This is a genomic window from Paenibacillus sp. RS8, from assembly GCF_041956825.1.
Classification (GTDB): domain Bacteria; phylum Bacillota; class Bacilli; order Paenibacillales; family Paenibacillaceae; genus Paenibacillus_AQ.
In genome coordinates this window covers 205,720-229,960 of sequence record NZ_CP168131.1, presented here as the reverse complement: position 1 = coordinate 229,960, position 24,241 = coordinate 205,720, and the positions used below count along the sequence as shown (strand labels likewise).

At 47.6% G+C, this 24,241-nt stretch carries 19 protein-coding genes; 11 read left to right on the top strand and 8 right to left on the bottom strand.

The genetic code is table 11. The features are described 5' to 3' along the window. Nucleotides 1–28 precede the first annotated feature (28 nt). From ACDZ28_RS02070 to ACDZ28_RS02050, 5 genes are all read left to right on the top strand, one after another. Nucleotides 29–1,624: an ABC transporter substrate-binding protein gene (locus ACDZ28_RS02070; protein WP_339287930.1), complete on the top strand. Its 1,596-nt coding sequence runs from the start codon at nt 29–31 to the stop codon at nt 1,622–1,624. 60 nt (nt 1,625–1,684) lie between these two features. Beyond that, nucleotides 1,685–1,915, top strand: a complete 231-nt coding sequence (locus ACDZ28_RS02065; RefSeq protein WP_375103915.1) for a hypothetical protein — start codon at nt 1,685–1,687, stop codon at nt 1,913–1,915. Further along, on the top strand, nt 1,875–3,443 hold the full coding sequence (locus ACDZ28_RS02060) for a sensor histidine kinase (RefSeq protein WP_375103914.1): 1,569 nt from the start codon (nt 1,875–1,877) through the stop codon (nt 3,441–3,443). Before ACDZ28_RS02065 ends, ACDZ28_RS02060 begins: the two co-directional genes overlap by 41 nt. A gap of 7 nt (nt 3,444–3,450) precedes the next feature. Further along, the gene (locus ACDZ28_RS02055) at nt 3,451–5,070 is read left to right on the top strand and encodes a response regulator (RefSeq protein ID WP_042130787.1); all 1,620 of its coding nucleotides are present in this window, start codon (nt 3,451–3,453) and stop codon (nt 5,068–5,070) included. A gap of 324 nt (nt 5,071–5,394) precedes the next feature. Next, nucleotides 5,395–5,718 carry a hypothetical protein gene (locus tag ACDZ28_RS02050; RefSeq protein ID WP_375103913.1) on the top strand — a complete coding sequence of 108 codons (324 nt, stop codon included), beginning with the start codon at nt 5,395–5,397 and terminating at the stop codon, nt 5,716–5,718. An 88-nt stretch (nt 5,719–5,806) separates the two neighbouring features. On the opposite strand, the gene ACDZ28_RS02045 is transcribed toward ACDZ28_RS02050, so the two are convergent. Further along, the gene (locus ACDZ28_RS02045) at nt 5,807–6,208 is read right to left on the bottom strand and encodes a YheC/YheD family protein (RefSeq protein WP_156114863.1); all 402 of its coding nucleotides are present in this window, start codon (nt 6,206–6,208) and stop codon (nt 5,807–5,809) included. A gap of 237 nt (nt 6,209–6,445) precedes the next feature. Here ACDZ28_RS02045 and ACDZ28_RS02040 point away from each other — a divergent pair, with 237 nt between their 5' ends. Continuing rightward, on the top strand, nt 6,446–6,838 hold the full coding sequence (locus ACDZ28_RS02040; RefSeq protein WP_042130783.1) for a hypothetical protein: 393 nt from the start codon (nt 6,446–6,448) through the stop codon (nt 6,836–6,838). A gap of 181 nt (nt 6,839–7,019) precedes the next feature. Here the strand turns inward: ACDZ28_RS02040 and ACDZ28_RS02035 are convergent, their stop codons facing one another. Then, on the bottom strand, nt 7,020–7,712 hold the full coding sequence (locus ACDZ28_RS02035) for a DUF421 domain-containing protein (protein ID WP_375103912.1): 693 nt from the start codon (nt 7,710–7,712) through the stop codon (nt 7,020–7,022). Nucleotides 7,713–8,346: 634 nt separating this feature from the next. Here ACDZ28_RS02035 and ACDZ28_RS02030 point away from each other — a divergent pair. After that, complete coding sequence (locus tag ACDZ28_RS02030) at nt 8,347–8,727, top strand: hypothetical protein (RefSeq protein WP_339287925.1); 381 nt, start codon at nt 8,347–8,349, stop codon at nt 8,725–8,727. Between the two features lie 213 nt (nt 8,728–8,940). On the opposite strand, the gene ACDZ28_RS02025 is transcribed toward ACDZ28_RS02030, so the two are convergent. The 6 genes from ACDZ28_RS02025 to ACDZ28_RS02000 all read right to left on the bottom strand — a co-directional run bounded on the left by ACDZ28_RS02025 (nt 8,941) and on the right by ACDZ28_RS02000 (nt 18,817). Next, nucleotides 8,941–11,565, bottom strand: coding sequence for a family 16 glycosylhydrolase (locus tag ACDZ28_RS02025; protein ID WP_339287924.1), 2,625 nt, complete (start codon nt 11,563–11,565; stop codon nt 8,941–8,943). A gap of 135 nt (nt 11,566–11,700) precedes the next feature. Next, the gene (locus tag ACDZ28_RS02020) at nt 11,701–13,272 is read right to left on the bottom strand and encodes a response regulator (protein ID WP_339287923.1); all 1,572 of its coding nucleotides are present in this window, start codon (nt 13,270–13,272) and stop codon (nt 11,701–11,703) included. 3 nt (nt 13,273–13,275) lie between these two features. Beyond that, nucleotides 13,276–15,120, bottom strand: a complete 1,845-nt coding sequence (locus ACDZ28_RS02015; protein ID WP_341114809.1) for a histidine kinase — start codon at nt 15,118–15,120, stop codon at nt 13,276–13,278. Nucleotides 15,121–15,268: 148 nt separating this feature from the next. Continuing rightward, the gene (locus tag ACDZ28_RS02010; protein WP_375103911.1) at nt 15,269–16,930 is read right to left on the bottom strand and encodes an extracellular solute-binding protein; all 1,662 of its coding nucleotides are present in this window, start codon (nt 16,928–16,930) and stop codon (nt 15,269–15,271) included. 63 nt (nt 16,931–16,993) lie between these two features. Then, nucleotides 16,994–17,878, bottom strand: coding sequence for a carbohydrate ABC transporter permease (locus ACDZ28_RS02005; protein WP_042130773.1), 885 nt, complete (start codon nt 17,876–17,878; stop codon nt 16,994–16,996). An 18-nt stretch (nt 17,879–17,896) separates the two neighbouring features. After that, entirely contained in the window at nt 17,897–18,817 is a 921-nt protein-coding gene (locus ACDZ28_RS02000) for a sugar ABC transporter permease (RefSeq protein WP_042130771.1), read from the bottom strand. A 148-nt stretch (nt 18,818–18,965) separates the two neighbouring features. Here ACDZ28_RS02000 and ACDZ28_RS01995 point away from each other — a divergent pair, with 148 nt between their 5' ends. The 4 genes from ACDZ28_RS01995 to ACDZ28_RS01980 all read left to right on the top strand — a co-directional run bounded on the left by ACDZ28_RS01995 (nt 18,966) and on the right by ACDZ28_RS01980 (nt 24,090). Next, the gene (locus ACDZ28_RS01995) at nt 18,966–19,709 is read left to right on the top strand and encodes a family 16 glycosylhydrolase (RefSeq protein ID WP_052414719.1); all 744 of its coding nucleotides are present in this window, start codon (nt 18,966–18,968) and stop codon (nt 19,707–19,709) included. A 104-nt stretch (nt 19,710–19,813) separates the two neighbouring features. Then, the gene (locus ACDZ28_RS01990; protein ID WP_375103910.1) at nt 19,814–21,208 is read left to right on the top strand and encodes an SMI1/KNR4 family protein; all 1,395 of its coding nucleotides are present in this window, start codon (nt 19,814–19,816) and stop codon (nt 21,206–21,208) included. A 232-nt stretch (nt 21,209–21,440) separates the two neighbouring features. Further along, the gene (locus ACDZ28_RS01985; RefSeq protein WP_375103909.1) at nt 21,441–22,847 is read left to right on the top strand and encodes a hypothetical protein; all 1,407 of its coding nucleotides are present in this window, start codon (nt 21,441–21,443) and stop codon (nt 22,845–22,847) included. A 34-nt stretch (nt 22,848–22,881) separates the two neighbouring features. After that, nucleotides 22,882–24,090, top strand: coding sequence for a hypothetical protein (locus ACDZ28_RS01980; protein ID WP_375103908.1), 1,209 nt, complete (start codon nt 22,882–22,884; stop codon nt 24,088–24,090). The last annotated feature ends 151 nt before the right edge of the window (nt 24,091–24,241 follow it).

Below are 24,241 nucleotides of genomic sequence, written 5' to 3'. Positions count from 1 at the left end.
CGAATTATCATTGAGGAGGTTTAAACAAATGAGAACAAAAAGAGGCTCAGGCGCGGTGCTTGCTGCTCTAACCGCCGTTATACTGGGCATTACCGGGTGTAGCGGAGGAAATTCTAACGCTTCCGATCCGTCCGAGGCAGAGTCCAGTGCCGCAGCTACAGCTACCGGGGGCACGGAGAGCGGCAATCTCGATATTTCAACTTACCGGAAGCTAACCGTTTACACGGTCGGAAATTTCCCGCAGAATGATACCAAGGCGGTTGTGGAGGAGATCAATAAATATCTTAAGCAAAAGATCAACGCCGAAGTTGACTTCCAGGGGCTTCCTTGGTCCTCTTGGGCCGAAAAGATGGCTCTGGCGTATCAATCCGGGGAACAGGTCGATTTAACGTTTGCCCCCAACTGGGCCGATTTCGCCAACAACGTTGCCAAGGGTGCGTTCCTACCTCTTGACGATTTGTTGGACAAATATGGACAAGGGATCAAGGAGACGTTGGATCCCCGTTTTCTTGACGGCGGAACGGTGGACGGCAAAATCTATGCCATTCCAACCAATAAGGAAATCGGCGAGAGCCACACCATTATGTTCCGCAAAGACCTTGTGGACAAATACGGATTCGATGTAGACTCAATTCAGACTCTGGAGGATCTGGAGCCATGGCTTCAGACGATCAAGGAGAAGGAGCCCGCTATTGCGCCGATCTGGCTCTCCGGCAGCGGTTCAGACACACTTGGCTACTTCGACAAAACCAGGGAGAGCATCAAAGAAAACTTCCGTTACGAGCTGGTTGCAGGCGCTCCCGCCGGCATCGTCCTGGATACCAAGACCGATAAGATGATTATCAGCTCAATGGAATCCGACACTGCGATCTACCGGATGAAGCTCTACAGCGATTGGTTCAGCAAAGGCTTTATCAATAAGGATGCCGCAACGACCAAGACCAGTACTGAAGATGCTTTCAAAGCGGGCAAGACCTGGATGAAATTCGGCTCGGATAAACCGGACTCCGACAAGGAAGATTCCATCGCCACCGGAATTGAGCTGGTGAAGCTGAAGGGCAATGATCCCGAGATCAGCACAGCCAGCGTCAGCAACTCCATGATGGCCATTGGACGCACCTCCGTTGATCCGGAGCGGACGATGATGCTGCTGAACCTGCTGCATACAGACCCGCATCTGGTCAATCTGATTGATTTCGGTGTGGAAGACCGGCAATACGTCAAGGTGGACGGCAAGGAGAACTTCATCAAGCTTCCCGACGGCGTGGCGACCCGGGCCGATACCGGCTGGGCGCCGGGGATTGAATGGATGTTCGGCAACCAGACCTTAACTTACCTTTGGGAAGGCGAAAGCGCTGACAAGTGGGAGAAGTTCAAGGCTTACAACGATAAGGCCCATAAGGTGAAGTCTTTCGGCTTCAACTTCAATACGGACCCTGTCAAAACGCAGGTATCTGTCGTCAGCAACATCATCAAGGAATTCCGTCCGCTGCTTGAAACGGGCAGCCTGAGTGTAGACAAAGTACTGACAGAATACAATAAAAAGTTGAAAGCCAACGGAATCGAGGACATCCGCGCCGAGGTTCAGAAGCAATACGATGCCTGGAAGGCAAAACAATCCTAAATAAACAGGCTGAGGGGAAGGACGGCTACCGTCCTTCCCTTTCCTGCAGCCGAGGCGCAAATGTACCTAAGGGGTGGGAATGTGAAATTATCCTTGCGATTCAAAGTGAGTGCCCTGGTCTTGCTGCTGGTCACTCCGCTGTTTTTCTTTCTCTATTACACCAACATCTATGCGACCAACATCGTTCGGGAGAAAGTCGCAAAATCTGCTTCCGATACACTGACCCTTCACTTAGGTACGCTCGAACGAGTTGCTGGAGCAGACCAGCCATTATCTACTGCGTACCGCTAATGAGAACATGCTACTGGAGCTCTATTCGGACAGCGGTCCGGATAGTGTCAATTACTATCTGTCCATCCGTAAGCTAATGGACCAGTGGTACAGCGATGTCAGCTATTACACGATTATCCGTAGCGTGTTCGTATACCATCAGGACCGGGATGAGTTATTCCTCAGTAGCCAGAAAGAATATTATCAGGAGAAAGAGATGATTTCTACCGGATTGTCCACGCGCTTGAATGCTTCCAGTCTTCCAGCTTCCCTGAAGTGGGAGACCGTCACCATCGGAGGAGAGCCGCTGCTATTCAAGGTGCTGCCGGACAAGAGCGGGCGGCTCCTGATGGGTGTTCTGATCAGCATTGACGCTTTGGCACAGCCCCTGACCCAACTGGAGTCTACAGGAGGTAGTGAGCAGATCGGCATGATTAGCAATGACGGTAAGCTGTTATGGGGCCAATTCGCCGGGGAGGATCTTACACGTATCCGTAGACAGCTCAATAATCCTGCCCATCCCGTGGATGCATCGATTCGTCTCAGTAACGGCAATAATTATCTGCTGATTGACAAGCCTTCGCAATACTCCAATCTGAATGTCTTTATTCTATTGGACGAGAAATCTATTCTGGATGAGCTGCCGATCTTCCAGAGGATCATCAAGACCATTCCCATAGCCATTATTATCATTATGGCTATCCTTCTGGCTCTGCTGAGTCGGCTTGTGTTCAAGCCGATCCAGCATTTGACCAGCGGGATGCGTATTCTGGGGAAGGGGCATCTGGAGCACCGGCTGAAGGAAGGCAACAGCAGGGAGTTCCAGATCATCACCCGGCAATTCAACCAGATGGCCGAGCATATCGGCAATCTCAAGATTGATGTGTATGAAGAGCAAATGAAGGTGCAGCAAGCGGAGCTCAAGCATCTTCAGGCGCAGATCAACCCGCATTTTTTTATGAATTCCTTGAATATCGTCTTTCATCTGGTGGAGCTGCAGAAGTATTCGCTGATCAAAAAAATGATAAGCCATCTGGTCTCCCATTTCAGATTCATTATGAATACCAATAGTACCTGGATTCCCCTCCTCAGCGAGCTAAAACATATTCAAAACTACATTGAGATTCAGATGGTCATGTATCCGGACAAGCTGTCCTATCAAGTCCATCTGCCGAAGGAGCTTGAATCCAACCTCATTCCGCCGCTGCTGATTCAGCCATTCGTCGAGAACGCGATCAAGCATGGATTCGTCAACAACGCCAAGCCATTCGAGGTTGTGATCACGGTCCGGGAAGAAGCCGGGGAGAACAGCGATGCCTGCATTGCCATTCAGGTCCGGGATTCCGGGCCGGGCTTCTCCGCACTTCAATTGGAGATGCTCAATCTTGGTTTGTATGAGCAGAAGCCTACAGACCACCATCTGGGAATATGGAATGTATACAGACGCATGCTGATGTTTTACAACAACCGGGCAAGGCTTACCTTCCATAATATCCCTGACGGGGGGGCGGTGGTGGAGATAAGACTGCCCGCTCAAAGGGAGCTGTGAAGTTCATATGTACAGAGTTCTAATCGTTGATGACCAATATTTCGCCTTGCTAGGTCTGAAGCAGGGCGTGAATTGGAGCGCGCTGCAGGTAGAGGAGGTCCGGCTGGCGGAGAATGTGGATCAGGCGGTTGCCTGCCTGGAGCAGCAAGCCATAGATTTGCTTATCTGCGATATTGAGATGCCCGGAAGAAGTGGGCTGGAGCTGCTCGCCTGGGTGAAGCAGTATTCTCCCGGCACGCTGACAATTATGCTGACTTGCCATGCCGATTTCGAGTATGCACAGCGCGCTCTTTACCATGGTGCATTCCATTATTTGCTCAAGCCGGTGGACTATGAAGAATTAATGAAGATATCTCATGAGGCGCTCTCAGAAATCAGCAAGCAGAGGGAGCAGCAGCAATTCGAGGCGCTCATCCACGAGTACCGACAAAAGTGGGAGCATCAGCTTCCCCTGCTGGTAGAAAGGTTCTGGCAGGATATTCTCAGCCAGCGGGCCGCGCCCGTCCTGGAATCGCTCACTATTTCGGCGAATACCTACAATCTGGATCTGCAGCCAGGAGACCGCTACTTTCTCGCTCTGCTCGGCCTGGAGCAATGGAAGGAGAATCTGAGCGCACGGGATGAGACCATCATGGAATATGCGCTACGAAATCTGGCGGAAGAACTGCTGCTGAGCGGGCTGGGAGGGGCTGTGCTGCAGGATCAGGTAGGCCATAACCTGGCAATTGTCTACGTGAGGGGCGACATGAATGCGGTTCGACACACACTGGAGCAGAACTGCCAGACCTTCTTGAACACCTGCGAGCAGCTCCTGCATTGCTCCTTGTCTGTCTATATCAGCCCGGGCGTATTGCTGCACGAGATGATGAGCGCCTACACATACGTCACTGAACGGGAACAGCGGAATCTGAAGCATTCCCGTCAGGTGTTCGGCCCGAATGATCCGGCTTATGATCAACCGCTTGGCACCATGCCTCTGGCCGCTCCAATGCATATCTTCGGGGAGTGGGCGACCATCCTGGAACTGGGCGAGTTGGAGGAGCTGGAGCGCCGGGTGAAGCTGTGGTTCGTGAGTATCGGTGCAGACCGCTGGACCCGTGAGCTGCACCGGCAGCTTGTCCACGGCATTCTTTTCATTCTGCATACTGTACTGGCCAAAAAAGGCTTATCCGCCCACGCCTCTTCCGAGTTGAAATCGCTGATGGACAAGGAGAATTACCCGAAGCATTCCTCCACTTTGCAGAACTGGGCAATAGATTGCCTGAAAGCCGCAATGCAGTTATTGCAGAAAAGCCATAATATGTCCTCGGCCGTGGTCACCAAGATCAGACAATATATCCGCTCCCGGCTGAGTGAAGAGATTACTCGTGATGAATTGGCCGCCTATGTTTATCTGAACCCCGCTTATCTGTCCCGGCTGTTCAAGAAAGAGACTGGACTGTCGATATCGGATGTCATTATTCAGGAACGTCTGCAGAAGGCCAAGCAATTACTGGAGGAAACCGAGCTTAAGATTACCGATATTGCAGAGCAGGTGGGATACACCAGTCTGGGCAGCTTCTCCAACCTGTTTAAACGGGTAGTCGGCGTAACGCCGCAGCAATACCGAGCCCGGAAGAAAAAATAAATACTCCTGCTTGCATTTTCATGCCAGGTTGCACTCGGCATTGAGAGCCGTATTCGAGATCACCATGGGCAACCAACCTGATTAAGGGTTCATGAAATCCTTTTCTATGAATGGCTAACCAAGAGCATTTAACCCATATGGTGAGACACACCGCAAGTAGCAGAAATTTGACAGTCCGACATTCGCTTTCACGGCTACTTTTTAGCTGTCGTATCCTTGTGACCATCGGATAAATGTATTTTTTTTCTTGTCCACCTTTATACCTTAATAAAACGATGCAATTGCATTTAATGAATAATATCGATAATAAGGGAGGTTTTGGGGATGGGAAATAGAAAAGCTGGCGGTTATGACCCCGTACAGATCTTTAACTCCACATCGTTTAATGCATTTGGAAAAGTTGAATATGCATCCATCTTATGTAGTGATGACAATTATAATGTTCAGCGTGACGAGACTTGGAAAGCTTCTAGCTGTGGAGTCTGTTTGGTGACTAGAATCACTGCAACGGTTAGAACGCCTAGTGGAAATATTCAAGCGGAACCTTATACGTCTTTCGGCACTTCTTACAGCCAGTTTGCCATTATACAGGTAGGGGTTAATAAGTTCCAAGTGACGCGTGTTGTAAGTAACAAAAGACGCAAGTAAAATTGCAAGCGGGGTATTATCAAGGATAGGCACCAAACATGAAAAAACGACAGGCCAAAGATAAGAGGCTGGTCGTCTTTTTTTCGTTTTAATGTTTCTTATACCATAATATTCTGCGGTGCATTGAAGAATCTTTCAGGAGCCGGAATGGGCGTAAGTCCGGTTGATAATTGCCTTCAATGATCCAAATCCGGCAGTTCCTGTCGATGCCTATATCGAACCCGACTTGTCTAAGCTTTGGGTAACGCTCTCCCAGTCGTGCTTTCTTTTCGTTATGAATACGATAGGCGTTTGCACCGTTTCTTTTAGTGAACAGGATATCCCTTCCGTAATTCCCGTTGTGGGGTTTCAATACGACGCTTTGATAGTGAAGCAGCATATTCGTTAATGCGTTCTTCTTAAGCAACTGTGTCTCTGGCAGCCGTCCGGCGAGAGAGGAACCTTTGCGAAGGATGCGATATTGCAACCATTTGTCTCTTTTGATTAACATTAGAATCACAGCCTTTTTCAATCTTCTACGGTAATTCTAAGTCAAATTAGGAATCAGTATAAGTGGATATTCGTCCATATTTATGAGCCGAAGCAGGTGAAAAAGGCTTTTAGGTGGCTAAATTTCATTACTGTTCAGCTTCGGCTGGGCGTGGATTATTTATTGGCATTCGCCCAAACACTCTTTCCGCGAATGCATATGATGATTGTGCCTACTCATTGAAAGGAGCGATCACATATGGGATTTTTTCCAACGCCGGGAAGCGGCCAATTCCCAGGGTTTCCGGGTGGACCAGGAGGACCAGGAGGACCAGGAGGACCGGGTGGACCAGGTGGATTTCCTGGGACTCCGGGACCTCCAGGAGCTGCACCGGGAGGCGTTCAAGCGCCGACGGCACCTCCACCGCAATTCGTACCGCAAATGTCGGCCACTGCATTTGCCATCGACCCTGGTGCGATCAGAGGCTGTCTGTTCCGCAACACATACATTTGGCTGAACAACGGCGAGCAATTCTGGTTCTTCCCGGTATTCGTGGGGCGTAATTCTGTTGCAGGGTTCAGATGGTTCGGTCTCTTCTGGGGGTACTTCGGTATTGATTTGAATCGGATTCGCTCGTTCACCTGCTTCTAAGGCAGACAGCATCGAGAAGGGGACCCTAAATAAGGGGACGTTTTGCGGCGAGGCATGATATGGTACCTAAAGAAGGAACTTTTACTTGCAGAAGTAAAAGCCCTTCTTTTTTTGGTTGTAGAGGGGCATTTCTAAAGTTGTTGAAGGTCGGACGAACTCAAGTTGTCGCTATCGGGTCTTTTTATGGAATCGAATCCTGGTATTTGTCGATATATAACGATCCGTCCAATTGGAGCTCTGCGTAAAATACTTGATCAAAAGAATGAATGTTGGCTTTCTTTAGTTGCTGGTTGAGCCAGACTTTGGAAACATCTATTTTAGTAAGGTTTTTTTCTACGATTTTACCATCAACGATAAGCTCAGTCGGGATATTGTGAATAGGCATAACGGTTGCTTTTACATCCTTTTTTGTTGCAGGCAGCATTTCTTCTTTTTTTAACACGCTGAGTTGACCGTCAGGTTCCAAAATAGCAACTTCGACATCTGTGGGGGAGAAGACATCCTTGTTCCGAAGCAGCATGCTTAAATCGTCGATGTTGAGGTGCTGCTTAGCCAATGCCTTTTCCAGAATTTTGCCTTGTTTGACGAGAATCGTAGGTTGGCCATCGAGAATCTCACGTGCTCTGACGGAGCGCAATCCGATCCAAGCAACGATGAACGCCAAGAGAGACCATAAGATCAAGCTAGATATTCCTTGCAGCAGCGTGATTTGTCTGTTGACGATAATCTCCGCAGTGGTGGAGCCGAAGGTAATTCCTGTTACATAATTGAAGAACGTTAGATGCCCGACTTGTTTTTTACCGAGCAGACGTGTCAATACGAGTAGAGCAACGAAAGACGTTGCCGTACGAAATAGAATTTCTCCATATGTCATATGCTGAGCCCCTTGCATAACAGATGGTCTTAAATTAGCCCTTATTTCCATCTCTTATACTTGTTAATTGAAAGGAATCTACTGATCATGAACACGTTATATTACATCAATAGAAACTAACAAGAAAGTATCTAAAATTTATTATTGTTTTATATATCCTAAAGAGGCACTGACCGGGAGGACGGAATGCAATTTTAATCAATGTATTATGAGGGGGAATTATTTCTACCGAAGATTGAATTAAATATGACGTTGAAGCAATCGATTGCCATTATAACGGACTTGAAGCGGAAACAGCTATTAATGAGTCAATTAGTGGACCATTCTCATTATTATATATTTCGAGCTGGACCTCATTATCTTGGTATGGACGTTTGTCCTAACAGTAGTGTCTATCATTTTTGTATCAGTGGGGGTTGAAGGACGAGTAAGGGGGCAATAAAGGGACTTTAGCCAGCCTTCGGTGGGTCTTTGGTATGGTCGAAACAAGCGGCCAAATGTGACTATACGACGATTATTTTCCAATTGAGGCTGTGATGTTGTCATGAAGAGGATTGGCGGGTAATAAAGATGATTAGAACTTTCAAATTTGGTTGAATTTGGAGTGGAAGCCAAGGAAACGGAGTGAAGGATCATGGCAGCACTGACAGTAGCAGGCATCCGTCCGTTACAGGCCATTGCGGCCTACGGCGGTACACAGAGTGAGGTCAGTTCCCTGGAAAAACAGCGGAACCGGCTGATGATGGAACTGGATAAAGTGAATGCAGCACAAGGAAGCGAGATGCAGACTCCTTATCGCCGGGAGCAGCTGCAGCGGCAAATCCGGCTGCTGGAGTCCCAACTCGTACAGAAAAGCGGGAGTAGCAGCCCCGTAAATTTTGTACCGGCTTCTCCGCTACAAGATCACCCCTTCCTCTGGCGGAATGAGTGGAAGGGAGGCCTCAAGGGCATCGGTTTGACCGATCCCCGGACGGCGACGGTGAACTCGGAGGGACATTTCGACGCGTTAATTTAGACAAGAGAGCGAAGGTGAGAAAAGCTTCCGGTGATGAACCGGCTTTTTCGCACTTTCTTTTTTGAATAGGCGGCTCATAATCATGAGGCTAGCTAGCCGATCTTCCACCGAGGAGAACAGCATGACAGAAACAACAAAATAGGCGAGAGGGAAGTTCCAACACTTCCTCTTCGCCTATTCGTGTTTATGCATTTTGCCTAGGGTTCATCTAGATTACTCCGGTGTTCCTTGGGTTACCCCATGGATATAGGTGAGTGTCGGAGAATCGACGGCCCCTTGCCCCGGATTATAGGTGAAGGAGTACTCGATAGTATCCCCTTGTTGCAGGTTATTTACAGGGTAGGTATAGTTACCGTTCCCTGCCGGGGTCATGGCTACGTTCAGCTGCCCACCGTTATTTAGCTTATAGTGTAAGTCGGCAAAGGTTGCGCCGTTCACATAGAACAGCAGGTCGTCGCCTATTTTCTTCAAGCCACGCACCTCATCGCCAACAATGATAACACCGGATGATGATGCCGGTACAACAGTGATGGTGGAAGTGGCTGTTTTATTGCCGTTGGCTGTTGTAGCCGTTACGGTTGTCGTGCCCGGAACGATTCCCGTCACGAGACCGTTCGGATTCACGGAAGCGACGTTGGCGTTCGACACGGCCCAAGTGACCTGCTTATTCGTTGCATTAGACGGGGCTACATTGGCGTTCAACTGTACAGTCTGTCCGACTTCCACCTGTGCAGTGGTCTGATTCAGGGTTACACCGGTAACCGGTACGTCGTTACCCGGATTCTGGCTGTTGCCTTCTTTATAGACACGTACATAATCGACCTGCATTGTTGCAGGGATATCGGATGGGTCCGGGGTATGACCGTTGTCAAAATATCCGCCGATCGCCAAATTCATAATGATGTAGAAGGGCTGATCGAATGGGGCATTCGGATTGTTCGGTGCAGCTACGGAATACCATTGATCTCTGCTCACTTTAAAGAAGAACTTTCCATCTACATACCATTTCATATTATCTTCTTCCCAGACCATGGAGTACACATGATAATCATTGGCGAAGGTCTGGCCTTCAGAGAAGTGATACTCACCCGCAATATATCTGTTCACCGGCCATTGACCACCAAAGTGTATGGCGCCGCTGGTCGTGCCAGGCAAGCGTCCTTTGGCTTCCATAATATCAATTTCGCCGGATGCGGCCCATGCACCATAGGCGGAATCTTTCGGAAGCATCCAGAGTGCTGGCCAGACGCCATTACCTGTAGGCAGCTTGGCACGAATGTCTACTCTTCCGTACTGGAAAGACAACTGATCTTTGGTGTTAATTTTACCGGAGGAATATTGTGCATACCGGTTTGGGTCCTGCGGAAAGGATTTGGAATCGTGCAATGCTCGGATGTTTAGCTTTCCGTCCTGTACAAATATATTTTGTGCACTGTCTGTATAGTGCTGAAGTTCCGCGTTGCCCCAACCCCAACTATTGGGATCGTCAGTGATATAATAACCCTGCTCATAGCTCCATTTATTCGTATCGAGCGTGGTTCCGTTAAATTCATCCTGCCAGATGAGATTCATGCCTTCAATGGCTGGGTCGTTTGGTGTTCCGATAGTAATGTCATCATGATCGGATACATCCGGACGCGGGGCATCGGGATTGCCAATAAAGGTGTAGTTGACGTAATTGTTGCCCACATTTCCGCCCGTCTGTCCATTCAATGGATAGCCGATACGAATCTGCACATCCTCTTGTACGGGCTGGAACCAAAGCCCATAGATATAGTCAGCCCAATATCCCCATTGGTTGGCATCGGACATGTTGTTATAGCCGTTACCGGCGTATACAAATCCGCTCTGACTGGAATCACTCATAGCCACCCATTGTCCGTTGATGTTAATCTGGTAAACGTAATTTCCGAGCTCGGTGCCAATAGGTGCTCCCCCATCAATCTTGGGCAGCGGTACACCTATGACGCCTTTCGCATCTGCGGTAAAGGTCGTTCCCTCATAGGGAGTGAGGACGTATGAATTTCTTACAGGTTTATTAAAGGTGAGAGTGTAAATGACGTTAGCTGAAGAGGTCTTCGATTCTAATTTTACATGGATAGACTCCGTTACGGTAAACCAGTAGCCGCCGCCCCCTTCAGTGAATTGTCCGAAGTTGTTATCATAGATCCAGCCGCTGGCTGCGTTATTGTCAATATCAATCCAGGTACTGCTGTTTACAGGTTTTACATATACCTTCAAATCGTCAGCCACTGCTTCATACGTTACCGCCGAATCGTTGTTGAAGGTAGGATAAGTAAAGCCGGCACTACCGGTGAAACCTGCCGTAATCTGTGGCCCTTGTGTAGGCGCCATAGCGGTGATAGTTGTCTTGTTTATGTTCTGAAATACTAGGGTGTAATCCAGTGTTACCCCGTTAGCTTTGGAGTACAGCTGAATTTCAGTGGTTGCGGAGAGCGTGAACCAATAGCCATTCAAGCCGCCGTCACTCCAGTGTCCCCAGTTTTGGTTGTAGGTATAGCCGCCGGCACTGTCTATATCAACCCAACTGCCAGCAACTTTCACTTTTACACCGACATCATCGGAAACATCATTCCAGGTAGCAGAGCCTCCATTGAATGTAGGCATGACGAATCCATAGCTAGCGTGTCCAACCCCTGATTTTGAGATGACAGGTCCGTCTGCCGCTGAAAAGTAAGACATAGAGGTAACTGTGGTTACTGCTGCTTGCACCTTCGAAGTCGGCATTAGACCAACACCAGCCAACAGCACTACCGCTAAGAACAAACTGAATACCTTCTGCTTAAAACCACTCTCCGTATTGTGAATTCGCTTCATACTTGCCCTCCTTTAATAAAATAATAGAAAACGAAACCGCTTTCATTTAGGAACAACTCTATTCTATCGAATATAATAATCAGCTAAAAGGTACAATTATTTTTGTTATAACCCAATTTTTTGGCTCTTGACTATTTATAGCGCTGTGTCCTGGTAATTGTCTTCTCTGTCATGCTTCCGGCGAATCATTTGGCGGTACTCTGTGGGTTGCATGTCCATGACATCCCGGAAGGCACGTGTAAAGCTTTTATAGCTTTCATACCCTACCATGGTGGCTACCTCTACGATTTTATGATCGGTCTCAGCCAGCAGCCGCCGAGCTTTATCCAGGCGCACGTCGCGCAGGTATTCTGCAAAGCCTTTGCCGATATTCTTCTTGAACAGATTAGAAAAATAGGCATAATTAAGCGACACGTGGTTGGATACCATCGCGAGGTCCAGTGGTTTATGATAACTTTCGTGTATAAAACGAATGGCTTCATTCAAATCCTGCGAGTTTCGGTAGCTGCACTTATATTCGTAATAGAATTGGTTCAGCCGAAGCAGCTGTTGTTGCAACGCCTGAATATAATCGCGAATACCCGGATAGTCGAATAGATTACGCAAACATTCGATGTCCAGCGCTTCTTCTCCCATGTATGGGCGGATGACACGTACGTATTCCTCCAGCATTTGCACGATGGCACGGCATAGCTGCTGGGTGTATTGGATGTGATAGCGTTGCAGCGTATCTTTGTGAAATATCATAGAAATACCTTGGGTAATTGCACCGCTATTCTTGCTACCGACTAATTGGAACAGGGCATACAGCTCCTCATAGGGAAGCTCCCACTGCTGTTCCAGCCTTACAATATGCGTAGGTAGAATGCAGCTCTTTTCAGGAAAAAGGTAACTGTGGCGGTAGAGCTCAAGCGCTTGTGTATAGCTGAGGGGCAGTGCCTTCAATCCTTGCTGCGGGCTGGTCATGGCAGTGATGGCATCGATCTGTCCTGTCTTAAGAGCGGACGGAAAGGCGCCCGTATCTACGGACGCATCCACCGCGAGGATCAGATACGGGCGGTGCTGCAGGCATATGCAACCTTGTCTGCCATATACACGATAGGCAATAGATTCCATGCTGTGGCTACTATTAGCCCCCGGTTGGTTAATCCATAGTTCCTCCCGCAGCAGGCATAGGCGGTAATTACTCCATAACTTTAGATTCTGCTGCTGGGTCTGGAGGACCCACGACTCATCGCTCACCGCGCCCTGCATATACATACTCAGTTCTTTGCGGTCGGTCTCTTGAGCACGACGGGAGATATGCTCCATATTGCGCGAGAGCGCCTGCCGAGTTTTTATTTCATGCGCTACATGTTCTACCGCGGTTTGTAAATCTTCACGTTTCACAGGCTTAAGCAGGTAGCCCTTTGCCCCGAGTTCGATGGCTTTTTGAGCATAAGCAAAATCACTGAAGCCGCTAATAATCAGGTATTCCACCTCGATGCGTTCCGCTTTGCTCCGAGCCATCAGTGTTAGCCCATCCATATCAGGCATTCGGATATCGGTAATTACCAGTTGAATGTTGTGCTGACGTAATATTCCCAAGGCCTCGATGCCGTTTACGGCACAGTAAATGTTGTCCAGCTGCAGGGGAAATTGGGGCAGCATGGCCTGAAGTCCATCGCGAATATGCTTTTGATCATCGACAATCAGAATATTGATCATACTCTACCATCCTCCAAGATTCACATTTTCCCAAGGCAAGCGTATGGTCACACAGGTATAGGCACCCTGCACACTGTCAATCCAAAGACCGCAGCCCTTGCCATAATGAAGTTGTATGCGTTTATGCACGTTCTCTAGGCCCAGTCCGTTCTTGCTGGTGACAATCGGCGAATCCATATCGCCTAGTAGCACAGCTTGCAAATTGTACAGCATCTCTGGGTTAACACCTGCACCATCATCTCGTATTTTTATTAGCAGAAGACTTTCATTCTCTACAGATACGGTAATTTGGATATTTACACTGCCGCCTGAAGGCGCCGCGTGATGAACGGCATTTTCGACGATGGGCTGCATGCACATTTTAGGAATTGTATAACGCAGCACCTCCTGGGGGAGATCAGCCATCAATACAATGTTGCCGCCTTCCATAAAATTTATGAAGCGGATATAGCTGTGTATGTTGGCAAGTTCTTCGCTAAGGGCAACCGTATCGCTGCGCCACTGCATGCTGTAACGCAGTTGGGAACCTAGAGACACCAACGCGTCGGCGATCGCAGGCTGTCGCTGAACCTCCGCGAGCATACGAATAGATTCCAATGCGTTATATAAAAAATGCGAATTGATCTGCGAATGCAGCGAATGCAGTTGAGCATTTTTGGCAACCAGTTGCTTATCTACCACCTGAGTCATCAGATGCTTGATCTCGTCTAACATGTTATTGTAGCTGACGGCCACTTCATCAATTTCATCACCGGTTTCGTTCGCACCGAGACCGGTTTCGATTTTTGCATCCAGTTGTCCTTGCCGCACCTTACGCATAGAAGCCAGAACCCTGTCCAGCCGCCTGAATATACGCCGGGTAGTATGTGAAACAAGCAGCAGCATCAGGAGCAGAACACATAGTGTGATCGCTACAACGAGTAGATACCAGCTCCGCGGCCCCTTCATCAGTGCCTGATGAGAGGCAATATCTACGACATAGGCGTTCAAGGGGGCGATGTACCGATACAATGCGTAGTAAGTATGGTTGCCGACCTCAACCTTAATGGGGCTGGGGCTACTTTGCTGAAGCACATCCAGCTGTTGATGAATGCTGCCCAGAATTTTATCCAAATCCTCCCCGGCATTTTGAGAAAAGAGATGATCAGGATTGTAAACAGAGCGGGAAGGGTTGCTTCCGTCCATCACTACAGAAAAGAAATCTCCCCCGCTATCCTCAAGCAGGTCATTGAAAAAGACGCTATGCTGGGCGCGAATTTCCATAATGGTAGGGAGTTTTTGCTGCTGCCCTTGTAGGCGTACCAGTCGGTAATAAGATAGCGTATGCTCGCCATCCTTAAAAGCAAATAGGCGGAATGCCGCACCACCTTCCTCCCGAAGGGTCACCCAGTAGTCCTGCGGCCAAAACTTGTCATAATGGTAGATTTCAGGCCAAATCTCAAATAGATTTGGATTATCGACATAGAAACTGAGCTCACTGATCATCTCGTGGCTCTGAATGATATTATGCATTTGCTCAAATTGATTTTGTCTAAATTTTACGAGACGCAGGCCATCCCCGCGCATATTGGAGTGAATAAAATCTACAAATGCCTTTTGATTCAGCGCAGTAGAGGAAGCGTTCTCAATAACGCCCATTCTGCTGCGCAGCTGTTCGTTAAGCCGTGAGACATGGCTGCTGCCGGTGGCCATAGCGTCCTTGTATAGCTGGCTTTCCTGCATGCGAATAAATAAAAAAGATACTACAATCGCAGGAACGGCAATCATCATGCTAAAGGCCAGAAACAATTTTTTCGAAATGCGTGAATTTCGGTAAAGCCTCTTCATTTTAGTCAGCAGATACTTCATTTAAGCAGCCTCCTACCCTTGTAATATACCATATATTACAAACCGCCTGGTAGGTAACTAGGCTGTTTTTCCAAATGGTTATAACTAGTGAAAAAGGGAATACCGGCCACCATTTCGGTGACCGGCAGCAATCTTTATACGGGGATTATTACTCTGCCATTTTGGATTTTCGCACATCCAGTTCAGCCTGGCGGTATTCCATCACCTTGCCGAAGCTGTAATTCTCGCGGCGGTCAAGGAAGTTTTCAAAGATTTTATCAAAGTCAGCCTCATTCTTGGCCGTAATCAGCTCAGGGAGAACTTCCTCCCAATTTTGAGAAATACGCGACCAGGCTACCGATACATCAGAATCACCCTGTGGATCTAAGCCCTTGTAGATACCGCTATCAATATCAGCCCGTTTATTAGCGAAGTCTTCCATTTGCTTAATGACAGGAGCTTTCTCTGGTCTCCACTGGTTGATGATTACAGGGTTTCGCATCATCCAATAGGTGTCCATGATGCCATATTCTTTCTCCATTTTCTCAATATCAGTTTCGAGCAAATTTACCATTTCAGGCTTCAGCTGCGGCTTGCCGTCCACCATTTCCCATGTTTCGCCTTCTTTGCCAAGGAATATATCACGTTGGCCTTCTTCGCTGGCCAGATAGCTCAAAAAGCGGATGGCCCGTTCAGGATTTTCGGTGGATTTGCTAATCATCGTCACCATCCAGCCGTCCATGTTGCCGGGGAATAGCTTAGGACTGTCGCCCTTGCTGTTCTTTGGCCCATCGACTGCGATGTAATAAGAATCGGGGTTTCCACTTGCAGCCAGCATAGGATTGACAGCCGACATACCAGTCCACTCCCGGACCATCATGAAATAACGTGCGTTGTTCGTTTTTTCCTCTACCTGAGTATCGGAATCCACCAGGAAATCTACATTAATCAGCCCGCGCTCGTAAGCCGTACGGAAGGTTTTCAGCCAGGCGATATAATCGGGATCGGTAATGCGGTCGTATACTTTACCGTCTTTCTCATGCGGAACGGCCAGCAGGTTCTGCAAATATTCAGTCATCCCGTAAGGAACATTCCCTTGTGCAAAGAAGGGGCTGATCGGCTGACCTTTATACTGCGAATATTTATCCTTCAACAATTGCAATGCATTCAGAAAGCCCTCTGGTGTGCTCAGGTCCGGACTGCCCATTTCTTCATACAGATCCTTCCGAACCAGAAAAGTCTGGTTGGCGGCCGTCATGCCGGTTTCATGCATCAGGTTGGGGCTATATGAATCATTCGGAACACCATAGGTATTACCATTTTCTTGGCGATACCATTTCAGTGTGCCGTCTCCAGCCACCTTGAAGAAGTAGGGATCATACTTATCTGCCAATTCATTCAAGGCATAGACATGATCGCCTTCCCATAGCTTTTTAACAGCCGTTTCCCACGAACCCATCGAGATCAAGTCGGGCAGCTTGCCGGAGGTCATCATCAAAGTAATATGCTCGTTCGCTTCGCCGGAGGGTACTTCCAGCTTGATGTTAACACCTGTTTTTTCTGTTACATACTTGGAGGTCAAGCTTTCTCCCCAGGTGTGGGCATACCAGTTAGCACCAACGAACCAGGTCAGATCCACAGGGCTGGTGTCGAGTTTCCATGCCGGTTCATCGGGATTGAGTGTTGCTTCATTCGGCGGCGGTGATGTACTGTCCGTCGGTTGTGGTGTTGCTTTGTTGTTGGCTGAATTGTTGCTACATGCGGCCATGCCTAGCGTCAGAATTATAGCCAGAACGAGGGTCAAACCTGGCTTAATGAGATTGCGTTTCATGACATAATCATCCTTTCTCTGCTGCTTCTGAATTTTTGGATTCCCGTTTCTATACGCGTACACTTATCCCTTAATGGCGCCAATCATCACACCTTTGACCAGATAGCGCTGGATAAAGGGGTAGACAACTAGAATTGGCAGTGTGGCTACCATCATGGATGCAAATTTGATAGAGTTGCCAGGCAACCTAGCGCCGAATTGTGCCATAGCTTGCTGCTGCATGAAAGACATGGAGTTCTCTGCAATAATTTTGTACAACATGGTCTGCAGTGGCAGTAATTCCTGCGAGCGGATGTAGATAACGCCCTGGTAATAATCATTCCAATGATAAACGGCTGAAAAAAGCGATATGGTTGCAATGACAGCCATACTGTTGGGCAATACAATTCTGAACAAGACGCCATAGTCTGAAGCGCCGTCTACCTTCGCAGATTCCTCCAGGCTGTCAGGAATGGTGCGGAAGAAGCTCATAAAAATGACCATATTAAAAAAAGTGTACATGGAAGGAATAATAAATACCCAAAAATTATCATATAAGCCCAGCTTTGTCATCAGAATAAACGTAGGGATTAGACCGCCTGAGAACAGCATTGTAATCAATGCGATTTTGAGATACACTTTGCGGCCGATTAGATTAGACTTGCTCATTCCATAAGCTATAACGGCGGTAAAGAATACATGGATCGCTGTCCCAAGTACCGTGCGCAGGGTGGTGATGTAAAAACCGTTCATCATCGTCTTATCATTGAACACAACACTATAGCTGGCCAGCGATAATTCTTTGGGAAACCAGTTGACGGTGCCCAGTGATGCTTGCTGCGGCGCATTAAGTGAGTTAATAAATACAAACCACATCGGGTACAGTGTTAAAAAACAAACCGCCAGCATCAGCAGGGTATTGCAGACCTCAAATACTCCGATTTGCCGAAACCTCTTGCGTCTTTCCATACCTCTGTCCTCTCCCTTTTAAAAAATGCTGTCACCGGTTAGTTTTTTGGATGTGTGATTGGCCAAAAACAACAAACCTAGCGCCACAATAGAGCGGGCAAACAGGACGGCTGTTGAGAAAGAATGGCGCCCGGAGACCAACCCCATATTATAGATATACAAGTCCAGACTTTCCGCCATCTTCATGTTCATGTTGTTCTTCAACATAAAGATCTGCTCAAAGTTACTGCCGAGTATCCCGCTGACAGCGAGGATGAACAAAATAGCGATGGTGGGGCGTATGCTCTGAATGGTGATATGCCACATTCGCTGCCGCCGATTTGCGCCATCCAGCTCGGCTGCTTCGTACAGTCCCGGATCAATACCGGATATTGCCGCTATGTAGATAATGGCGCTCCAACCCGTTTCCTTCAAAATATCGGTGAAATAGGTAATCCACCAAAAGTACTTAGGGTCGCTGTTAAACAGGATTTCGCGTTCCTGAAACCCGATTGCCATCATCAGCTGATTGATCACACCGCCTTCACCGAGCCAATTGAGTGCAATGCCACCAAAAATCGTCCAGGCAATAAAGTGCGGCAGGTACGAAATGGTTTGTACCGTACGCTTAAATCGAAGACTCCGTATTTCATTAAGCATTAAGGCAAACAAGATAGGAATGGGGAAACCCAAGATCAGCTTAATGCTGCTCATCCCCAGGGTATTGCGGATCGAACGCCAAAAACGCTCATCTGTCATAAAATCGTGAAAATGCTTCAGCCCTATAAACGGTGATTCTAGTAAGGGTTTGGCGATGCTGTAGTCCATAAATGCAATAATGAGCCAAAACATGGGGATATAACAAAAGATAAACATCCAGAGGATTCCCGGGATAACCATGCTTTGCAATTGCCACTGTTTAACAAGCGCTTTCATTTGTTCCGTTCTGTATTGGAACATGTTCCGTGCCCCCTTTCTATTTCATCGTATGAAAAAGCGTATAGGAAAAAAAGCCCAGGATTATTGACCCTATCCCAATTCTTTAGATTTGTTTGACCAGCCGCAAAATTTAAGTATGCTGTGATTAAATGAGGGGAGTGTGCAAAGGATGAACAAGCTTGTATGGGAACAAAATTTCTTAGCTAGTAATACTGATCTGAAGTTATGGAATATTCGCCATGGCAACGACTTGCTAGATAACAATGGTAATCCAATAGACCCAGGTTGGGGCAACGGTGAGCAGCAGTATTACACGGATCATTCCAGCAACCTATATATCGATGAATTTGGCTTAAACTTGTGTGCGCGCAGCGAATCCATTGAAAAGGATGGGCGGCATTTTGGATATACCTCGGCCCGTTTGGATACAAAGGACCGTTTTTCCTTTTGCTATGGTAAGTTAGTCGTGCGTGCAAGGCTGCCGTTAGGGCAAGGGATATGGCCTGCCATTTGGCTGCTTCCGCAGGAACAAGTTTACGGGCATTGGCCAGCTTCCGGCGAGATTGATATCATGGAAGCCAAAGGCCGCTTACCCCAGCAAATATCCGGAACGCTGCACTACGGAAAGGATTGGGAACATCAAATCGTCGAGGAGTTTTCGTACCAGTTTGAAAACGGGACGATTAATGAATTCCGTGATTATGCACTGGAATGGGATGCAAGTTCAATTCGATGGCTGGTAGATGGCCATTGCTTTGCTGAGCGTCGCCAGGAGCCGGGCGTGATGCCCTTTGATGAACCCTTTTATCTAGTGCTTAACCTTGCGGTGGGTGGCTGGTACGACAATGTGGCGGTGGACGAGTCTGCACTGCCAGCAATCATGACGGTTTCAGGGATATGGCTGTACCAATAATTAGGCCTTATTTCAATTTTCAATACCTACTTCCTATCTGGTAGAATAGGGAAAACTATATTTCTATATTCTAGCAACTTGATTATTTGCTTGGGGAGGTAGACATGGATAAAGAGCGAATTGCACAGCTGGCACAGTGGCATGAAGATGATGAACATCAGAAGATAGTTGATACCTTGATGGAGATTTCACCAGAGGACAGAGATTACGAGGCGATCAGCAGTCTGGCAAGAGCGTATAACAATCTGGGTCATTATGAAGAAGCGCTTGAACAGTTTGCGATGATTGCAGAACAGGGGCAGGATGACCCGTTGTGGCATTTTCGTGTAGGGTATTCCTACTATTATCTGAACCGATATGAGGAAGCAGTGAGAGTGCTGGGTATCGCCAATGATCTCGATCCTGACAACGAGAATACGGCCATGTTACTGAACTTTAGCCAGCGCAAGCTACGCAAAGAACAACTCGCCGCAGCCAGACGAGTGATTAAAGATTCGCATAATGATTCGAGGACGGCTGCAACTCCCTTTGAAGGAATGGATTTCACCGAATTTTGGGACGATAGCGATTATGCAATAAGAGAATATGTCTCTGATCCGCCTACGGATGAACTGATTGCTTCCGTAGAAGAAGAGCTTGGTTACAAGCTTCCTGCCTCCTATATCCGTCTGATGAAGCAGCATAATGGGGGAGTTCCTTACAATACTTGTTACCCGACGGAGGACGCGACCTCATGGGCTGAGGATCATATTGCGATAACAGGCATTATGGGCATTGGGCGCGAGAAAAGCTATTCAATCTGCGGCGATCTCGGCAGCCCGTTCATGATTGAGGAGTGGGGGTATCCTGACATCGGGGTGGTGATTTGTGACTGCCCTTCAGCAGGCCATGATGTTGTGATGCTGGATTACCGGAACTGCGGGAGGGACGGTGAACCCGAGGTGATTCATGTGGATCAGGAAGACGATTATGAGATTACATTCCTCGCGCAAGACTTCGAGACGTTTATCCGCGGTCTGGTGAGTGAGGAGGAATATGATACCTCTCAAGAAGATAAAGAAGAGGATCTGCGAAAAGTAGCCGTAGGCAAGTTCTCACCTTTGCTCGCGGAGCTGTGTAGTCGTGTGCCTGAGGTGGACCAGCTTGAGCAGAAGATCCGTAAAGTCTGTACCCGAATCGTTGAAGAGAAAGGACACTTTTCCTTTCATGCGGATGAGCTTTCTACTCTGATGTACGATGTGCAGTTCTGGCTGTACACAAGGGCTTATCCGAATACGGGCCGTCAACAATATCTGGATGTATATGAGACAATAATCGCTTTTGGCGGCGAGTTCGGTCAAGGCGGGTATGCTCCCGGATGGATCAGCGACTGGCTGGATGAGCGGATTCGGGAAGGGATAATCGTACAGGAAAATGAGGTGCTTCGCTTCACGGATCAAGCCCACTTCGAGGTCATTGCAAGGCTCGAGGCGGAATGCGCAGACGCGGAGCTTGATTGATCTAAAAATAATCATAAGCTGGATCGTAGCACATACAGGTAAGATATCTCTTTTCATAAAAGTAAGAGCAACCCATACTTCATGTAAGGGTTGCTCTTTTTGATGTATTTGGTAGTGCCTATGATTTCGCTCCGTAGATTATTTGATGAATCAATCCTAAAGTTAAGATTGACCCTAATTTTTACATATGAGAAAATAATGGAAATTTTAAAGATGAAGGGAAAATAATGTTATGAGCAATCTTTTCCGATTCATTCCTATTAGTCAACTAGCAGATAAATTTCCGGAAGGCTCATGGTGGGCGAAGTTTTACCAGGATTTCAGTGACGAGCAGCTTGCCGCTTATTATGAAGGGGATTTAACACTGCCTTCTCTTAATCTGGATTGGGAGCAGGCTTTTCCGCAACAAAAAGAGGTAATTATCATTTTTATAGATGGGAATTTTACTGTAGACAATCTCTATAACAAAGAAACAGACGGTGCTATTGGACTTATGGTGACCGGTAATATGAGTGCGAAAAATATAGCTGTAGGCGGTCAGGAAATTTATGTTTCGGGCAATCTGATGATTGAGGAAATATTGTGCGGCTCCTACAATCATGGGGAAACGATTGTGAAAGGTGATCTCAGCGCTGCGGCTTTAGTTCAGGATGATGAGTACAGCATCAAAGTTGACGGACAGAAATCGATTCCCTGCTTAGTAAATGTGTGGGAAGGGGACGGCGTATTTCAGGAGCTTCCGGTGGATATTCATGAGGTGTTAATCGATGAAGTTTTTCTGGATGTAGAAGAGGAGGAAGAGGAAGCCGACTTTTCCTTTGGCACACTAGTGAACATAATTAAAGAAGGGCGTTCCGTACTGAAAAAAATAAATGAATCCCCGACTAACAAGAAAGCTGTTCATTTATATTTCACCCACAACACGATCAATGAGGAAAATATATTGAAGTTGACGCAGTGTATTTTAATGCCGAGTGACAAGCCGTCTTTTAGATTTTGGGAGCAAGACGTTTTTTTCAAAGTTCAACTGGAGCATATAGATGCTGACGGAGAAGAGCGGGATCTTAGCGTGTATATGAATGATAACCGGCATCACTATTATATTTGGCTGGAGCAAGATCATTCTGTCGGTTTGTTGAGGAGAACCATAGATGAAGGCTCTGAGTGGGAGGACATTTCAGAAGAGTCTCAGGAACAACTAGCAGAGATTAGCGATTGCTGGACGATGTTGCTGACCTGCGCGAATATGGCTGAGCTTTATTTACGAAACATTGAGGTACAGTATGTGGAAGATATTTTGCAACACCCCGTAATTCAGGAATTATATTCGGAAGAGGAAGAAGAGGTGGATGACGGGTTCTGGGACGGCTCCAAATGCTACAGTTTCCGTCAAGCGCATACGGACGAGGACGGAGACCTCCTGCATGGTCGGATTGAAATCAAGACACCGGATGGAGCATATTATTTTTATACACTGGATAATGGAACTTATGTTTCCCGGTATTATCAGCCGCCCGATCAATATGGCAAGCAGGACATGCCCTATTTGGATCTTAGGCGCTGGGAAGCATCAGAGCGGTATTTTACAAGATTCAAACAATTTATTGCTCAGAAGATAGAGTCAGGCGTGAATAGTTAGGTCTGAATATGCTTCAGAGGAAAGGATGATAGAAATGCCAAATGATAGCCAAGCTAGTCCTTCAGCTGGTTCAATTAGAGAAGTTGGTGGTTATCCTATCGACCTGACAGGTCCACTTAGTCATACTCTTGTCATTAAGCCCGGTGTGGGCAGTCTATCCATTGGACCGTCGCAATTGGGGAAGAAGGCAGACCTTCATGTCTCACCTGATACGCATATTGATTGGACCGTATTTGATGTCTTTGCCACCCCGGCGGGCTCTCCTTGGCCGCGATTTCTGCATTATACAGGCAGTGACCAAGGCTTCTTTGACTGGGCACAGAAACGTCCCATTGAAGAGATGACGTGGACTCCGCTCCTCTCTGCAGACACGGTGGCGGATGCCACTCAGTCCAATTTGTATGGCTTACATATCGAGTTGGATCAGTCCGGGAGCTCTCTGAGCTTGAGACTTCCGAAGCGGCATTTCCGCCTGAGTGTATCCGGCGACCTATCACGCTTCTCGGCCATAGGAGATATGCCATCTTCTCTGACACTAGCGCCGCGCACCGGCCAACGCAAGATTGATACTCCTTTCTTGCTGCCTGACATGGGTGAGCTGCACAAGGTAACGAGCCTGACGCTACAGAATACGCCGTTAGGTCAGCCGATTTCGCTGGAGTTTCTAAACCGGTTCCCAAACCTAACCTCACTGAGTTTGTGGGGAAACTTTTGCGACCTGGACTTAATGGCTCATCATACCCAGTTAACGAATTTGGAGCTGCGCTTCATGCCTGATCTGGGTGGCTTGCCGACCTTGAACGTGTGGCCGTTGCTTACTAGATTTATCGCCTATAATGTGGAAGAAATTGCTGGCAAGCGTCTAAAACAGCAAATGAAAACTCGCGCTGTAACCCGCCCTTGGACCGACCATGCTTCAGTGAGCAAATTACGAAAGGCTGAGTGGTGGACGACTGAGTTCGGCCGCCCGTTTTCGTCGTGGCCTAAACGTCTGGCCAAGCTGGCTAATGAAGCTTACAACATTGCACAGGCAACTTTGTCCGAGGCCCGTAGTTTCGCCGAAGCCGAGGCAGCTATTACCGCTTTCACCGTGCGCTTCAACAACCTCAAAGGCATTGAAACCACTGAACGTGAAGACCTTGGTGAAGCGGTGTGGCAACTCAGTCAGTCTGATCACCTGATTGGTCAGCCAATAGCAGAGGAGATGGCTCAACAGTGGTTCGATGCAGCGCGCGAATACTGAATGAAATAAACGTTCAGTCCAACATTGCTTGCGAGCTGTTCGCTATTGCAAGGGCAACATCATTCGCTACGTTGCAGCACAATATTTAAAATCTATGTTTTGAATAGGAAGGAAGTCAATCGTGCTGTTTCGAAAAGCTATTGCAACGGAT

Excerpts from the sequence above, each read along its gene's own strand:
- ACDZ28_RS02070 (WP_339287930.1), top strand. The coding sequence starts at position 29 with ATGAGAACAAAAAGAGGCTCAGGCGCGGTGCTTGCTGCTCTAACCGCC.
- ACDZ28_RS02065 (WP_375103915.1), top strand. The coding sequence starts at position 1,685 with ATGTACCTAAGGGGTGGGAATGTGAAATTATCCTTGCGATTCAAAGTG.
- ACDZ28_RS02055 (WP_042130787.1), top strand. The coding sequence starts at position 3,451 with ATGTACAGAGTTCTAATCGTTGATGACCAATATTTCGCCTTGCTAGGT.
- ACDZ28_RS02050 (WP_375103913.1), top strand. The coding sequence starts at position 5,395 with ATGGGAAATAGAAAAGCTGGCGGTTATGACCCCGTACAGATCTTTAAC.
- ACDZ28_RS02045 (WP_156114863.1), bottom strand. The coding sequence starts at position 6,208 with ATGTTAATCAAAAGAGACAAATGGTTGCAATATCGCATCCTTCGCAAA.
- ACDZ28_RS02040 (WP_042130783.1), top strand. The coding sequence starts at position 6,446 with ATGGGATTTTTTCCAACGCCGGGAAGCGGCCAATTCCCAGGGTTTCCG.
- ACDZ28_RS02035 (WP_375103912.1), bottom strand. The coding sequence starts at position 7,712 with ATGACATATGGAGAAATTCTATTTCGTACGGCAACGTCTTTCGTTGCT.
- ACDZ28_RS02030 (WP_339287925.1), top strand. The coding sequence starts at position 8,347 with ATGGCAGCACTGACAGTAGCAGGCATCCGTCCGTTACAGGCCATTGCG.
- ACDZ28_RS02025 (WP_339287924.1), bottom strand. The coding sequence starts at position 11,565 with ATGAAGCGAATTCACAATACGGAGAGTGGTTTTAAGCAGAAGGTATTC.
- ACDZ28_RS02020 (WP_339287923.1), bottom strand. The coding sequence starts at position 13,272 with ATGATCAATATTCTGATTGTCGATGATCAAAAGCATATTCGCGATGGA.
- ACDZ28_RS02015 (WP_341114809.1), bottom strand. The coding sequence starts at position 15,120 with ATGAAGTATCTGCTGACTAAAATGAAGAGGCTTTACCGAAATTCACGC.
- ACDZ28_RS02010 (WP_375103911.1), bottom strand. The coding sequence starts at position 16,930 with ATGAAACGCAATCTCATTAAGCCAGGTTTGACCCTCGTTCTGGCTATA.
- ACDZ28_RS02005 (WP_042130773.1), bottom strand. The coding sequence starts at position 17,878 with ATGGAAAGACGCAAGAGGTTTCGGCAAATCGGAGTATTTGAGGTCTGC.
- ACDZ28_RS02000 (WP_042130771.1), bottom strand. The coding sequence starts at position 18,817 with ATGTTCCAATACAGAACGGAACAAATGAAAGCGCTTGTTAAACAGTGG.
- ACDZ28_RS01995 (WP_052414719.1), top strand. The coding sequence starts at position 18,966 with ATGAACAAGCTTGTATGGGAACAAAATTTCTTAGCTAGTAATACTGAT.
- ACDZ28_RS01990 (WP_375103910.1), top strand. The coding sequence starts at position 19,814 with ATGGATAAAGAGCGAATTGCACAGCTGGCACAGTGGCATGAAGATGAT.
- ACDZ28_RS01985 (WP_375103909.1), top strand. The coding sequence starts at position 21,441 with ATGAGCAATCTTTTCCGATTCATTCCTATTAGTCAACTAGCAGATAAA.
- ACDZ28_RS01980 (WP_375103908.1), top strand. The coding sequence starts at position 22,882 with ATGCCAAATGATAGCCAAGCTAGTCCTTCAGCTGGTTCAATTAGAGAA.